Source organism: Aquiluna sp. Uisw_065 (assembly GCF_047731275.1).
Taxonomy (GTDB): Bacteria; Actinomycetota; Actinomycetes; order Actinomycetales; family Microbacteriaceae; genus Aquiluna.
On the sequence record NZ_CP159836.1, the window covers coordinates 80,256 to 93,727 of the forward strand.

The following is a 13,472-nucleotide window of genomic DNA, read 5'->3' on the forward strand; positions in this document are numbered from 1 at the left end:
AAAAATGAAAAAGGCATTCCTTGCGGCAGCTCTGCTGCTGATTCTTGGTCTTACCGGCTGCGCAAGCGCGGCAGGGGAGTCCGGGTATCAGCCTCAGCTTGAATTTGAAGCGCAGACTGTGGCGGGTGAAAACTTCGCATCAAGCACTTTGACCGGCAAAGACACTCTGATCTGGTTTTGGACTCCGTGGTGCGCGATCTGCGCCCAGGAATCCGCTGACATCAAAGAGCTTCAGGCGGCAAATCCCGAGGTTCAATTCATTGGGATTGCAGGCTATGGCACCCGTGGTGAGATGCAGGACTTTGTCAATCGCACCGGCACTGACCAGTTAGTGCATCTGGTGGACACGACCGGAGAGTTGTGGGCAAACTTTCAAGTGCCACTGCAGCCCTCGATTGTGGTTTTGAACCAAGATGGCGCAGCTCAGCTTCACATAGGACCTGCAACCAGAGAAGTAGCTCAAGAGCTACTAGATAGCATTTTGGAAGACTAATGGAGTCGCTGCTGGCCATCTCTTTGCTAGCTGGCATGCTGGCTGCGTTCAACCCTTGTGGGTTTGCGATGCTGCCCGCCTATCTTGGGGTTCAAATCCTCAAGCAAACAACCGATAAAAAAGGCAACTACCTTCGGGCTCTGAAATTCAGTTTCGGCATGGGCGCAGGGTTACTCCTTACCTTCACCGCCTTCGGGCTTGTAGTTATCCCATTTGCAAGTTCCATTCAGGCCTACCTGCCCTGGGTCACGTTGGTGGTCGCGCTGCTACTAGCGGCCACTGGAATAGCAATCCTTGCCGGTAAGTCGGTGGGGTTGACCAAGTTGTTTCGGCCTTCGATTGCACCAAAATCAGGCTTACTTTCGCAGGTCGGCTATGGCGTCACATACGCTCTGGCGTCGCTTTCCTGCACCATCGGACCTTTCTTGGCCGTCACTGCGACAGCAATTAGGTCAAGCTCGTGGTTTGAAATCCCAATTATATTCGGGGCATATGGGTTTGGAATGAGTGCAATGGTCTTGTTGCTTGCACTACTCACGGCTTCATCGAGCCAAGGGGCCATCGCCTGGCTAAGGCGAAAAGGGAAGTTACTGGAGCAGTTGATTGCTGGTTTCTTGATTGTGGTTGCGATCTACTTATTTGCTTACGGGGTCTTTGAGCTCCAGGTGGCAGCCGGCAACTTGCAGCCAAACGCCGTTATCTCAACGGCCATAGATCTGCAGAGCTATGTCAGCAGGTTTGTCTATGGAGTTGGGCCACTCTGGGTAATTGTTGGGGTTGTTCTACTCTCGGCGTTCGCGGTTTGGGGATTTCGTAAGTCAAATAGGTCTGGTTCTAAGTCGAAACTACCCACTGAGAAGTGAAATTGCGCCTCTGGGCAATTGGCTAATTTAGTAAGGTCGGTGTTGGCAAAAACCATCCCTAGCTACCTAAGCACAACAAAGCCAAGATGCGTTTCACGACATCTTAGGTTTCTTCATTTTCGTTAGTTGCCGTGGATATATCTTCGGCTTCTGGGTCCGCGCCGGTGCTCGGGCTCGCGCCGCATCACCTTAGAGGTCAATAACCGATCTCGTTCCAGTGGCAGTTTCAACCAATTCGGTGGTCTTGAGTGAGATCGAATTTAGCCAAGACACTCCGATTCCCTTCGTGGTTGTCTCGGACACTCGACCATTGGTTTCGATTATGAGTTGATTCATGTTGCTCGGGTCAAAGTGGAATTTGATTTTGCTGGCCCCGAGGTGCCGTACCGAGTTTGAAACGGATTCTTCAATTACCTGGACGATCAAGTTGGCCATCGAGTGCTCGCTGAAAGTTTCGGGACTGATGTTTATCTCCACGTCTGCGATGCCTTGCCAAGCAGCAATCGAGCCATAGGCTCGAGATGCCGGATCGAGTGTTGAATTCTCAAAGTCTTCGCTGACAGATTTGTTGATCCAAGCCCCCAGTTGCTCCCAGGCGGCCTTGGCGTCGGTGGGGTTGTGGGATTCCGAGGCGGCCTGCAGCTGCAGAGAGAGCACTGTCAATTCGGATTGCAGTGAGTTATGCAGAAATCCTGCAAGGTTTTCACCACCTGTTGCAGGAGCGTCTGCTTTTTGTTGCTCAAGTTTTTCAACGAGCTCAGCTCTGCTCTTTCGTAGGACAGCCAGGCTTGCATCGAGGATGATTGTCGCGCAGAGCCAGACCGGCGCAATAAAGGTAAACGGGTTCACGGGGAACAAAGCAGACGTGTAGCCAGCCACTTGGACTAGCAGGTCGTCCACAAAAATCGGAATGATTGATATTGCGACCAGAAAGACAGAGTTAAGAAGGGCGGCCCTGGAAGCGGGTCTAACTCGTTTTTTTGGCCTGAAGGCAATCGAAAACAGGGCGACGAGGGGGAGCAGGAGACCAGCCAGCAATACCCGATCGATGCTAAAGACCGAAATTAGCCCCATCAAAAACAGGGACTCCATGATCAGGACTCGCCCAAGTGAGTAGTCCAGATCAATGATTGCTTGTTTCGCAACCTCCGAGAACTTTGCCTTCGGTGCACTAGCTCTGCTGTCCATCCAGATTTTGTGGCTCAACGGCCTAACGACCTCATCAGACTTGGTTCGAACCTCCTCGGCCGCCATCCTGAGGTTCTCTGCGGTGGCATCCTGTCCGCTCACTAATTTACCAAGTGATTGCAAGACGTGAGTGAGGTCCTGCATTGCCAACTGGTTTGAGGATACCGGTGCAAGCGGGTCGGTGTTTGTTGAGGTACTCGCTGCAACTTGGTTTCTGAGCGCCCGGTATTTAATGTTGAAGGCAGTTCCTTCATGCACTATGTAGGTGGCGGCACTGAACCAGAAGCCAGTAAATAGCGCGGAACTCAGAATCCGAGCAGCCATCTCAAGATTATCGACAAGGCCAAAGGGTCCATCGAGAGCAACCATCAAGACGCCCCGAACGCTACCCAGAAACAGCCCAAAGACAGCGAGTTGTATCAATGACAGCCGGCGACCAGTTAGCGCAAGCAGTTTCATCGCAAACAGGGTAATTAGACCCAGTACTGCGACCTGCATTGCACCAAAGCCAATGCCGGTTGGAATTTCCGCAGCGCTCGGCACGTAAGCAAGTGGAGTTGCGAGTATCGGCATGATTGCAAATAGCAGGAAGCCTCGAACGCTCAGGTCAACCTTTATTGATAACCAAGTCACTGTATCTCCGGAAGCTGTTGTCCGGTGCGATGCGAGAACTCTCTGACCAATTGAACCCGAAGGTTGATGGTTGGATCGAGCGCAATGTCTAGTTGCAAGGCGATCCTTTTGATCACATGCTCCACGGCGCTCTCGGAAACATCAAGGGCTTCGGCAATTTTTGAAGTCTTCGTACCTTGGGAAACTAGGCGCCAGACTCTCATCTGATTATCCGTGAGAGTGCGGTCACCAATCTGGTCCAGTTTGGTCGAAAGCGGCGAGTGCTTGGAAAACAAAATGGCTGTCACTATCTCCCTAACCCCCGAGATCTTGGATTTGGTTAGATATATGGACCCAGCTGGAAGCTCGGACTGAGGGTGCAACAGACGAGGGTCTGAAAAGCTCGTGAGAAAAACTAGGCCAATCCTCGGGTTTAGTGCGCGCAGCGAGGTTGCAATGTCAATGCCCGTGGGACCAGGCCCCAGGTATAGGTCCAAGACGGCTACATCAACGGCTTCATTTTTTACCGCTTCGATCGCTTCACCGGCCCTTGATGTTGCGACAACCACGTGTAAACCGGCTGATTCAAATGAGACAACAGACAAGGAACGCAGGTAGCTGTCATCTTCGACAATCAGAACGTTTGCTAGAGACATGTCTTTAGTATCGGGCGTTTTTTGACAAATCGCACCTTGGACGTGGGGTAAACCTCCAACTAATTTCCCATTCAGTCAGTCGAACTTTAGGTTCAATTGAATACGTTATTCAAGGGGAGCTCTAATGTTGCTGAAATCGAAGAAATTGTCACTGACCGCTGTGCTGGCTTTATTGGGGGCGACCTTAGTTGCACCGCCAGCGTGGGCTGCGACTGTGAACTGCAGCACGAGCGGCTCGTTTACGCTCACGGACAATGTGGTCACCGGCAACTCGAGCTGTGCTGGGGAGGCAGTAATCCCGAACAGCGTGACGTCAATCGGCGCCGAGGCGTTCCGCTCCGCCGGCTCACTAGTCTCGGTGACCTTTGAGGCCGACAGTGTGCTCACACAAATCGGGTCCTTTGCTTTCCACATCGCCACCTCACTAGAGTCAATAATCATCCCGAACAGCGTGACGTCAATCGACGACCATGCGTTTAGAAATGCCATTTCACTAGCCTCGGTGACCTTTGAGGCCGACAGTGTGCTCGAGTCAATCGGCGACTACGCCTTCTACAGGGCGCCACTAGAGTCAATAACCTTCCCGAGCACCGTCACCTCAATCGGCGACTGGGCGTTCTTCGCAAACGACGCCAAATCACTAACCTCAATAACCTTCGGTGGCAATGCACCGACTATCGGCACTTCGGCCTTCTATAACGTAGATGCAGTGGTGAACATTGGTTCTGCTGCCACCGGCTTCGGCACAGAGACCACATGGAACGGCCTAACAATAGTTCGCGCCTCAGAAATCAGTTCTGCGGACTGCACAACCGGCACGTTCGCAATCTCGGACAATGTGGTTACAGGACACACAAACTGCGCAGGGGTGGCAGTAATCCCGAACGGCGTCACTTCAATCGGCGCCAATGCGTTCAGAAGCGCTAGCGCATTGACTTCAATAACTATCCCGAACAGCGTCACTTCAATTGGCAACAACGCCTTCCTTCAAGCTACCGCGCTACCCTCAATAGCCATCCCGAACAGCGTGACCTCAATCGGCAACGCTGCGTTCTACGGCGCGAGCGCCCTAGAGACAGTCACCTTTGAAGCTGGAAGCGCACTAAATTCAATCGGCCAGTTTGCGTTCTACGGACGCAACGCCATAACCTCAATAACCATCCCGAACAGCGTCACTTCAATTGGCAACCAGGCGTTTCGCTTCTCTTGGTCGCTAACCTCAATAACCTTTGAGGGCAATGCACCAGCGACTGTTGGCACTGACGCCTTCAATAATATGGGTGCTGATTCAGTGGCGAACATCGGTTCGGCGGCCACCGGCTTCGGTACAGCGGCCACGTGGAATAGCTTAAGAATTGTTCGAGCCTCAGGAGTCGTTCTTGTGAACTGCAGCACAAGCGGCACGTTCACAGTCACGGACAATGTGGTTACCGGAAACACGGATTGCGTTGGGTCGGCAGTAATCCCGAACAGCGTCACTTCAATCGGCGTCTATGCGTTCTTTAACGCCACCGCACTGGCTTCGGTGACCTTTGAGGCCGGCAGTGTCCTCACCTCAATCGGCCCCAATGCGTTCAGAAATACCACTTCATTAACCTCAATAACCATTCCGAACAGCGTCACGTCAATTGAAGCCGGTGCGTTCAGAGACGCCCACGCCCTAACCTCAATAACCATCCCGAACAGCGTCACTACCATCGGCAATGCTGCGTTCATGTTCAATACCGCCCTAACCTCAATAACCATCCCGAACAGCGTCACCTCAATCGGCGTCAGTGCGTTCGACGGCGCAACCTCAATGACATCGGTAACCTTCGCAGGCAACGCGCCGAGTGTTGGCACTAGCGCCTTCCGTTCAGTAGGAACTGATCCCGTGGCGAACATTGGTCTTGCCGCCACCGGCTTCGGTACAGCGAACACGTGGAATGGCCTAACAATTGTTCGAGCTCCAGACCCGACTCCTCCAACAGCTACTCCTGTAGCTGGGGACACTAATGCTGGTGCGACTCTCGTGATCAATGGTACGAACATGGATCGAATTACTCAGGTAACAATTGGGGGCACAGTCGTTCCCATCACAGCCAGGACTACAACTTCCATCACGGTTACAGTGCCTGCGGGCCTAGCCGCTGGAGGCTACACAATTTCACTTACAACGGATGACGCAACTTTGTTGGCTGGAGGTGTCGCCCAAGTTGTCGCAGGTGAGGTTGAGGCTGCGACAAACCAAAAAGTAAATGCAGGATCCTTCAATACTTATGTTGCTGTTTATGCCAAGGGCTACAAGGGGCAAACACTGGCTTGGAAAATTGCTGGTAAATGGTTCAAGGTGGTTATCACCAAGGATTACCAGGTGTTCCAAAGAAAGACAATCGCAGTTGGATTGGAAGTAAAAGTTGATCTATTTATTGACGGAGAGAGGCTGCTAGCAAAGACGGTGCTTACGAGGTAGCTAGCCTCTGTAGACAGTCAGCGCAGCAAAAGGGCGGAAGTTCGACCCCTTTCGAGTGCAATGAAACCCAAGATGTCCTCCACGAAATCTTGGGTTTCTTCATTTGAGTTTGAAATTTAGGGTGAGCGTCTCAACCAAAATCTCGACTTAGCGCAGTTTCCCTCGCCAGGCGCTGAATGACTTTACCGAGCCCGAGTGTGGGAGTTTTAGCCATGGGTAAGGGTGGACCTCGGCAAGGCTCTGGAATTTCTCGAAGCTTGGAACCGGGGCGTGAGTGACCGCAACCTTGTTTGCTTTGGCGAATTCAACTGGGTCACCAAGATAAACCGATAGGTCTCTTCTGGTAGCTAGATCTTTCAGCGTCTCAAGGTAAAAATAGATGCGCTTTGAAGAGAGCTGCAATTTGGCTAGTGCTTGCTCGTTGAAGACGAAAGCCACTGGAAGATCTGGGTTCGCAGCCATTGCGGGATCACTGTCGCCCAGGGATTCAATTGTCAGGAGCACTACATCGGGTTTGTTGGCTTGCATCGGAACACGCGGGCCGGTTGTTATTTCGGGGCTTGGGTCAAAACTAAGCAAGGGATCGGTGGCTATCGGTGATAACTCCCGATCGACCGGAAACTTTTCTATTGGGCAAGCAGACTTGAGAGCGCAGGAGCCGCAGAGTTCTGGCGCACGCTTCTGAACTTGCCAGCGCGCAAAGCCGTAGGGCTTTCCGTTACCCGAACCCACGGTCCACTGCCAGCCAAGCAAGTTTGCAGCTCTGGAGCCATCAATTAGTTCTTGGTGCATGCGCTCTTGTCCGTGAAGCCAACCCTTGCCATTGCGCACACTCCAGTGAGAGGCCAACCACATTCTGGTTTGGTTCACTAACCAACCATCTTGATGTAGCTCATCGAGCGCAAAGTCCACGCAAGCCATGCCCTCGGGCCAACCGTCGCCCGGGGCATCCCAGGTTTGCTCAAACCTCAAATTGCTAAATAGTTTCGTGCCGATACGTGCGTAGAGGTGCCGGGCGTACTCTTGCCACAACAGCTCGTCTCGATACTTATCTCGGTCAAACTGCGGCGCTTTACCGGCCACATCCCACAGTGTCGAGAGCGAAATGATGTTGTGCCGAACATAGGGAGACATAACCGTTGCGCCCCTGCTGTGTATGGGTAGCACCTGGGAGCGGTTTTTGGCATAGCCACGTAGCTGGAGATCCGAAAGTGCCAAATTAGCTGCTGTTTGGCCTCCCGGAATGGAACTTCGACCGCCGCCGGAATGTAAACCGGCGAAGACTTCAGTTACTAGCTGTTCGGCGTCGGTAGTGATGTCAAATTGCTTCAATTAAGCCAAACTCCTCTGGTTTGAGTGACATAAGTTTATGCTGAGGAGCTTCTAAGATTTGAGAAAAAGCTTGAGATAAAGCGCTTATTCTTGTTTCATGGACTCTCTGAATCGGCACGAAGATTACGGCAAGGAAGCACTGGACGAGACTGACTTACTGGCTGACCCCATTGAGCAGTTCAAGATTTGGTTAGTTGAGGCAGAGGCCGAAAAAATTTACGAGCCAAACGCTTTTGTGCTTGGAACAATTACCGAACAGAACACCCCGAGCGCCAGAACCGTGTTGCTAAAGGGTGTTGATGAGCACGGATTTTTCTTCTTCACGAATTTTGATTCTCGCAAAGGCCAAGCCATCGATAAAAACCCTGCGGTGAGCGCGGTATTTGGCTGGTACTCGATGTATCGACAGGTGCTAATAGAGGGCGTTGCCAAAACTGTGCCGGGCAAAGAGTCCGATGAGTACTTCCACTCTCGCCCACAGGAATCTCAAGTGGCGGCATGGTCCAGCCAGCAGTCACAACCAATCGAAAACCGCGATGCATTGGATGCCCAGTTCCATGCTGCGCTGGAGCGGTTCAAAGCTGATGAAGTGCCGAGACCTGACTACTGGGGTGGCTTTCGCATTGTTCCGACCAGGATTGAATTCTGGAAAGGGCGTTCAAACCGAATGCACGATCGAATCGCTTTTTCCAGAACGCTCGATGCAGCTGGCACACCTAGCCAGTGGAAGATTCAGCGCCTACAGCCTTAGTGGTGTCTTTCTAGGCGTTCTTGAACTGCTCGTTGACCAATTTCGAGTAGAGGCCTTTGTTCTTTAGCAACTCAGTGTGAGTGCCGCGCTCAACTACTTCACCGCCGCTTATGACAAAGATGACATCGGCGTTGATTACGGTCGAAAGACGGTGAGCAATTGCAATGGTTGTTCTGTTTCGTGTGACAGCGTCTAGGGTTTCCTGAACGATGCGCTCACTTCGGGTGTCCATAGAGCTGGTGGCTTCATCGAGTATCAAAACTGGTGGGTCTTTTAGCAGCACTCTTGCAATTGCAATTCGCTGCTTCTCGCCGCCGCTTAGTCGGTAACCACGCTCGCCGACCACAGTTTCGTAACCTTCCGGGAAGCTGGAGATGGTTTCGTGAATGTTTGCGGCCTTGGCCGCAGTAATAATTTCTTCGGTGGTTGCATCAGGTTTGGCGTAAGCCAAATTTTCCCTAATGGTTGCGTGGAACAGGTAGGTCTCTTGATTCACGATGCCCACCTGATCAATCAAGTCGGTTTGCGAAAGCTCACGCACGTCAACTCCCGCGAAGAGCACCTGACCCTCGCTGGCAGCGTAGAGCCTAGGAATCAAGTAGCTAATCGTAGTTTTACCAGAACCCGATGGCCCCACTAGAGCGGCATATTGCCCCTTTTGAACCTTGATGTTCACGCTCTTGAGGGTCGCCACTTCATTATCGGAGCCCGGATAGCTAAACGTGACATCGCGCAACTCCACAGACCCAAGGTCCTCAGGATTTAGCTTCTCTGGATTTTCTGGGTCATTGATGGCTGGCGTTAGATCAATGTATTCAAAAATTCGGGCAAACAGCGCCTCGCTGGTTTGTAGGTCCAGCACCACTCGCATTAGTCCAATTAAAGGAAAGAGCAGTCTGGCCTGAACGGTAGTGAAAGCCACCACGGTGCCAATTGAGACCACGCTACCCTCGGTTATCAACCAGCCGGCAACTAGATAAATGATTGCCGGAATAGCGGAAAAGAAAATTTGGACCATGGCGAAAAACCACTGGCCACTCATGGTTTGTCTTATCTGCAGGCCGATCTGTACTTTATTCTCAGCCGCGTAACGATCGACTTCTATTTGCTGTCGACCAAAACTCTTTGCCAGCAAGATTCCACTAACTCCAAGCGACTCTTGGGTAATAGCGGTCATTTCGCTTAATGATTCCTGAGTCTTACCGGCAATCTTGGCCCGCACTTGACCCACTCGGCGCTGGGCGATGACCATCAAAGGCATTATCACTGCAGCAACCAAAGTCAGCTGCCAACTCAGTAGCAGCATCGCCACGAAGGCGGCGATCACGGTGACTGTATTACCCAGCACGCTAGAAACAGTGTTGCTCAACACGTTTGCCACGCCGCCAACGTCGTTTTGCAATCGTGACTGGATGGTTCCGGTCTTGGTCATGGTGAAAAACGCCAACTCCATGGACTGCAGGTGCGAGAAGAGTCGCTCCCGAAGTTGTCCCATAACCTCGTTACCAACCCTGGCTGTTAGGTAGGTCTGCCACACACCTATTGCTGCCGCAGCAATAAAGATGACAATCATCAGGCTCACCAACTGAGCAAGCACTGTCATGTTTGGTGGTCCGACTGGTGGAAAGAGGCCCTCATTAAACGTGCGCTCAATCAGTAGCGGCGGGATAACGGAGAGGCCCGCCCCAAGTAGCACCAAAACAATCGTTCCGACTAGTGCGCCTCGGTGGTTGGTAAACAACTCTGCAATGCGCCCAAGTAAATTTTCGACCTTGGGTGCCGCAGCGTTTTCAGCTTTACGTTTTTCGGTGTCAACCATAAAGCCCCCTGGGCCAGAAGTTTTTTTCATCACCTAAGAGTACTTCAGCCCCGTAGCGAGTGTTTTGTCGGAAAGCTGAAGGCGTAAATACCAAACCGGAGCCACCTTCTTGCCAGGCTGCGGAAGTGCTGACTCTGCCTGCGTTCGTAATCTTCTGGCCGACCTCCTATACGCTTCAACAAGACCGACAAAAAAGGCGCAAATAAATTGACCGTAAGCATAATTCTTGATGTTGACACCGGCGTCGATGACGCCTTTGCCATTCTCTACGCAACCCGTAACCCTGAGATAGCGGTCCTCGGTATCACTTGCGTCGACGGGAACACCAGTCTGAATAACGTCTGCAAAAACACGCTTCAGGTGTTGGATATGGCTGGGGCTTCGAAGATCCCAGTGGCCGCAGGGGCCAATGAGCCACTCATGGGCACAGCCGGCGATCTTGGCGACGCCAGCCACGTCCACGGTGGTGACGGGCTTGCCGGGCTTTCTAACGCCGGTAGTTCTAGGGTCTTAGATAGCCGGCACGCAATCGAGCTAATCAGAGACCTCATCGAGGGCTCAAAAGACCCGGTCACACTTGTGCCAATCGGACCGCTCACAAACATTGCGCTTTTTATATCCACTTTCCCTAAAACGGCTAAGAAGCTCGAACGCATAGTTCTGATGGGTGGCTCTGCCTCAGGGGGAAACATGACTGCTGCGGCAGAATTTAATGTTTGGCACGACCCAGAGGCCGCGCACATTGTTTTTAATAGCGGGCTTCCCGTGACGATGTATGGTCTCGATGTTTTTTATGATCTCAAAGTCGACCAGACACATGTAGTAGCACTTCGGGAAGCTGGGTCCGTGTCGGCTGACTTCGCCGCTGACTTGATTGAGTTCCGGTTGCAATCGTTGGGTTCTGAGATGTGCCTCGGGGACTATGGTGCTGTCGCAAGCCTGCTGCATCCGGAGCTAGTAGGAAGCAGCGTTATGAACGTGGTTGTCGACACTTCTCAGGGCCCTGGTCGAGGACAAACAATTTGCGACGCCCGCCCAGACGCCCCCGAGCTTTACGGTTTCAGACCGGGCAAGGAATGCACGGTGATCTTGAAGGTCGATGCGGATGCAATGGTCAAGTTGTGGATGGAGCAAATCAAATAGCCGGGAGCTATTTTGTAATTGCCTGCGCTTTTGAGGGCAGGGACTCTGCGACCTTGGCCAAGAATATGGCCAGCACCAGCGCAACAACTATTCCGGAGCTGATTGATAACTCAATTACCGCTCGGTCAAACTCTTCTCTTGTCTTACCTGAGCCAAGGGTCATGTAGGCACCGACGGTAAGAATGTGCCTGACTGCAGCAATGATTCCAATAATCAAGAAGTTCTGGAGCTGGAAAACGCCATCGGTGTAGCGGGCAATGACAGTTCTCAAGATCTCCAAAATGATAATGATGAACAAAATGTCATTGATCGATTGAATCATGCCGGTTGGGAAAAAGGGAGAGGTGGTGAAGACTCTTATGACCGAGTAAATAAGTGCCGCAACAGCGATTCCGAAAAGGAAGAACCCGAGAACTACGTGGAAGACCTCTTCCATAATTTCGACAGCGCGGGAAGGAACGAGGCTCTTTTTTTCTGGCTCAATGTCATTTTCCATAATCCTAAAATCCTACAACAGCTGCTTTTCTCCCCATTTCGAAAAGGTCTTTTTAGGCTTCTTTCGAGGGAGAGTTTTTTAGTTTCGCGTTCCTAAGTGATCGTCGTCCTGCAGCACTTGCCCGTTGTTATCTCAAGGGATAGGGTCGGAATTGTTACAAAGCGCTTGGTTGATCATTCTGGATCGATTTTTTTGGGTTCGATACCCCCCAAACGCACTGAGGCCCACGATGCTTTTCACGACATCGTGGGTTTCTTCAACCAATCAAGGTATCGGAGAACTGAATCCCGGCTGGCAGTTGACTCATAACTCATGAGGTAAGGCAAATTCTCGAAACTGTTTTCAGTAGTGAAAAACCCGGTCCTAAGAATATCTAGGACCGGGTTTCGCGTTTCATTTTTAGTCTCTGACGCTACTTGACTTCTTCTAGTAGTCCAGTGGCAACATCGAAGATGAAACCTCTAACTGCATCGGTGAGAGGGATGAAGGGCGAAGCCTTTATCCGCGCGATGCTCTGTCGGACGTCAGTTTCTAAGTTGTTAAACGACTCCGCCGCCCACTCGGGCTTCAAGCCAGTTTCAGCGCGAATGCCCTCTTTGAACTCATCGTCCGTGAAGGTGAGCATGCCACAGTCGGTGTGGTGAATGAGAATTATTTCTTTAGTGCCAAGCAGTCGCTGGCTAATAGCCAAGGACCTGATCTCATCGGCTGTCACAACGCCTCCCGCATTGCGAATCACGTGCGATTGACCTTCTTCAAGACCTAACACGCCATAGACGTTGATTCTTGCATCCATGCAGGCCAGCACAGCAATGTTCTTCGCGGGTGGAAGTGGAAGGGGGCCGGAGAACGTGGCGGCATAAGCCTTGTTGTTCTCTAGAAGTTCATCGGTGAATGACATGGGGTCCTTATATTTCGCGCTCTTATAGCCTTCCGGCGGTCGCCGGCGCCTTTTGTTTGTTGTCCCTTATTACAACGCAAAAACTCCTAGGTCATTCCTTTGTTGCGAACGGTTACTTATTTCCCGCCAGCCGCCATTTATGTAACCCAGATTGTTCGGCCAAGGCTGTCGTCCAGGTCGCTGGTTTATCCACCTCGACAGCAATTTCACTTTGAGCAGCTGAACTACATCTGATGGTGTCGTCGAACTCGATTGCGTTTGCCGGGGGCGGGAGTTCCCGGCGCCGCAAATATCTAAGTCCTTCAAACTGGACAACCAGCCAATAAGAGTGCCGAAATCGCAAGGCTCGCCCTCGCTGTGGTGGTGTTTAGACTCCGGGTGGTCGTCCAAGGCAAGCTAGCAATTGAAGATCCTTGTTTTTTAAAGTCTGGGTAGTCAGTCATTAGCGCCTTGCCGCTTAACGGTCACGAGGGCACATATGCGGCCGGTTGCGGAATCCATGTCGATTTTTTGTTGAGTGACGTCTTTTAAAGAACCGTTTTGGTTACTACGCGGCGGCAGAAGGAACCAACGCATAGCGATGATTGATTTACTTCCGTGAGGCTTACTCTTCGTAAGTCCGTTTCAAATTCTGGGAACCGCTTTGAATTCGAACCCCGTAAGTGGGGACAGGTGCCCCTTAGGTATTTCTTGTGTCGGCATTGTCGAAAGACAAATGTATCTATAAATTTATGCTAATTAATTGCTGGTACAAATTTCCTGGGGG

General features: G+C 51.7%; 11 protein-coding genes. 5 read left to right on the forward strand and 6 right to left on the reverse strand.

The genetic code is table 11. The features are described 5' to 3' along the window. Window positions 1–4 precede the first annotated feature (4 nt). Both ABXT50_RS00430 and ABXT50_RS00435 read left to right on the forward strand, forming a co-directional pair. A complete protein-coding gene (locus ABXT50_RS00430) occupies window positions 5–493 on the forward strand; it encodes a TlpA family protein disulfide reductase (protein ID WP_415274226.1) in 489 nt (162 codons plus the stop codon). Continuing rightward, window positions 493–1,356, forward strand: a complete 864-nt coding sequence (locus tag ABXT50_RS00435; protein WP_415274227.1) for a cytochrome c biogenesis CcdA family protein — start codon at window positions 493–495, stop codon at window positions 1,354–1,356. The genes ABXT50_RS00430 and ABXT50_RS00435 overlap by 1 nt, the downstream gene beginning before the upstream one ends. A 189-nt stretch (window positions 1,357–1,545) precedes the next feature. Here ABXT50_RS00435 and ABXT50_RS00440 read toward each other — a convergent pair whose 3' ends face one another. Continuing rightward, window positions 1,546–3,177, reverse strand: coding sequence for a hypothetical protein (locus ABXT50_RS00440; protein WP_415274228.1), 1,632 nt, complete (start codon window positions 3,175–3,177; stop codon window positions 1,546–1,548). Beyond that, the gene (locus ABXT50_RS00445) at window positions 3,174–3,812 is read right to left on the reverse strand and encodes a response regulator transcription factor (RefSeq protein ID WP_415274229.1); all 639 of its coding nucleotides are present in this window, start codon (window positions 3,810–3,812) and stop codon (window positions 3,174–3,176) included. Before ABXT50_RS00445 ends, ABXT50_RS00440 begins: the two co-directional genes overlap by 4 nt. 124 nt (window positions 3,813–3,936) lie before the next feature. On the opposite strand from ABXT50_RS00445, the gene ABXT50_RS00450 reads away from it, so the two are divergent. Continuing rightward, the gene (locus tag ABXT50_RS00450; protein WP_415274230.1) at window positions 3,937–6,264 is read left to right on the forward strand and encodes a leucine-rich repeat protein; all 2,328 of its coding nucleotides are present in this window, start codon (window positions 3,937–3,939) and stop codon (window positions 6,262–6,264) included. A 147-nt stretch (window positions 6,265–6,411) separates the two neighbouring features. Here the strand turns inward: ABXT50_RS00450 and ABXT50_RS00455 are convergent, their stop codons facing one another. Continuing rightward, a complete protein-coding gene (locus ABXT50_RS00455; RefSeq protein WP_415274231.1) occupies window positions 6,412–7,596 on the reverse strand; it encodes an FAD-binding domain-containing protein in 1,185 nt (394 codons plus the stop codon). 97 nt (window positions 7,597–7,693) lie between these two features. On the opposite strand from ABXT50_RS00455, the gene pdxH reads away from it, so the two are divergent. Further along, entirely contained in the window at window positions 7,694–8,347 is a 654-nt protein-coding gene (gene pdxH / locus ABXT50_RS00460) for a pyridoxamine 5'-phosphate oxidase (protein WP_415274232.1), read from the forward strand. 10 nt (window positions 8,348–8,357) lie between these two features. Here pdxH and ABXT50_RS00465 read toward each other — a convergent pair whose 3' ends face one another. Further along, window positions 8,358–10,196: an ABC transporter ATP-binding protein gene (locus ABXT50_RS00465; RefSeq protein WP_415274233.1), complete on the reverse strand. Its 1,839-nt coding sequence runs from the start codon at window positions 10,194–10,196 to the stop codon at window positions 8,358–8,360. A gap of 177 nt (window positions 10,197–10,373) precedes the next feature. Here ABXT50_RS00465 and ABXT50_RS00470 point away from each other — a divergent pair, with 177 nt between their 5' ends. After that, window positions 10,374–11,309 (forward strand): nucleoside hydrolase, encoded by a 936-nt coding sequence (locus ABXT50_RS00470; protein WP_415274234.1) that lies wholly within the window; start codon window positions 10,374–10,376, stop codon window positions 11,307–11,309. Window positions 11,310–11,316: 7 nt separating this feature from the next. Here the strand turns inward: ABXT50_RS00470 and ABXT50_RS00475 are convergent, their stop codons facing one another. Continuing rightward, a complete protein-coding gene (locus tag ABXT50_RS00475) occupies window positions 11,317–11,805 on the reverse strand; it encodes a phosphate-starvation-inducible PsiE family protein (protein ID WP_415274235.1) in 489 nt (162 codons plus the stop codon). Between the two features lie 412 nt (window positions 11,806–12,217). Then, window positions 12,218–12,706 carry a beta-class carbonic anhydrase gene (locus tag ABXT50_RS00480; RefSeq protein WP_415274236.1) on the reverse strand — a complete coding sequence of 163 codons (489 nt, stop codon included), beginning with the start codon at window positions 12,704–12,706 and terminating at the stop codon, window positions 12,218–12,220. Window positions 12,707–13,472: the final 766 nt, after the last annotated feature.

Coding starts and splice junctions, on each gene's coding strand:
- ABXT50_RS00430 (WP_415274226.1), top strand. CDS start 5: ATGAAAAAGGCATTCCTTGCGGCAGCTCTGCTGCTGATTCTTGGTCTT.
- ABXT50_RS00435 (WP_415274227.1), top strand. CDS start 493: ATGGAGTCGCTGCTGGCCATCTCTTTGCTAGCTGGCATGCTGGCTGCG.
- ABXT50_RS00445 (WP_415274229.1), bottom strand. CDS start 3,812: ATGTCTCTAGCAAACGTTCTGATTGTCGAAGATGACAGCTACCTGCGT.
- ABXT50_RS00450 (WP_415274230.1), top strand. CDS start 3,937: ATGTTGCTGAAATCGAAGAAATTGTCACTGACCGCTGTGCTGGCTTTA.
- pdxH (WP_415274232.1), top strand. CDS start 7,694: ATGGACTCTCTGAATCGGCACGAAGATTACGGCAAGGAAGCACTGGAC.
- ABXT50_RS00465 (WP_415274233.1), bottom strand. CDS start 10,196: ATGAAAAAAACTTCTGGCCCAGGGGGCTTTATGGTTGACACCGAAAAA.
- ABXT50_RS00475 (WP_415274235.1), bottom strand. CDS start 11,805: ATGGAAAATGACATTGAGCCAGAAAAAAAGAGCCTCGTTCCTTCCCGC.
- ABXT50_RS00480 (WP_415274236.1), bottom strand. CDS start 12,706: ATGTCATTCACCGATGAACTTCTAGAGAACAACAAGGCTTATGCCGCC.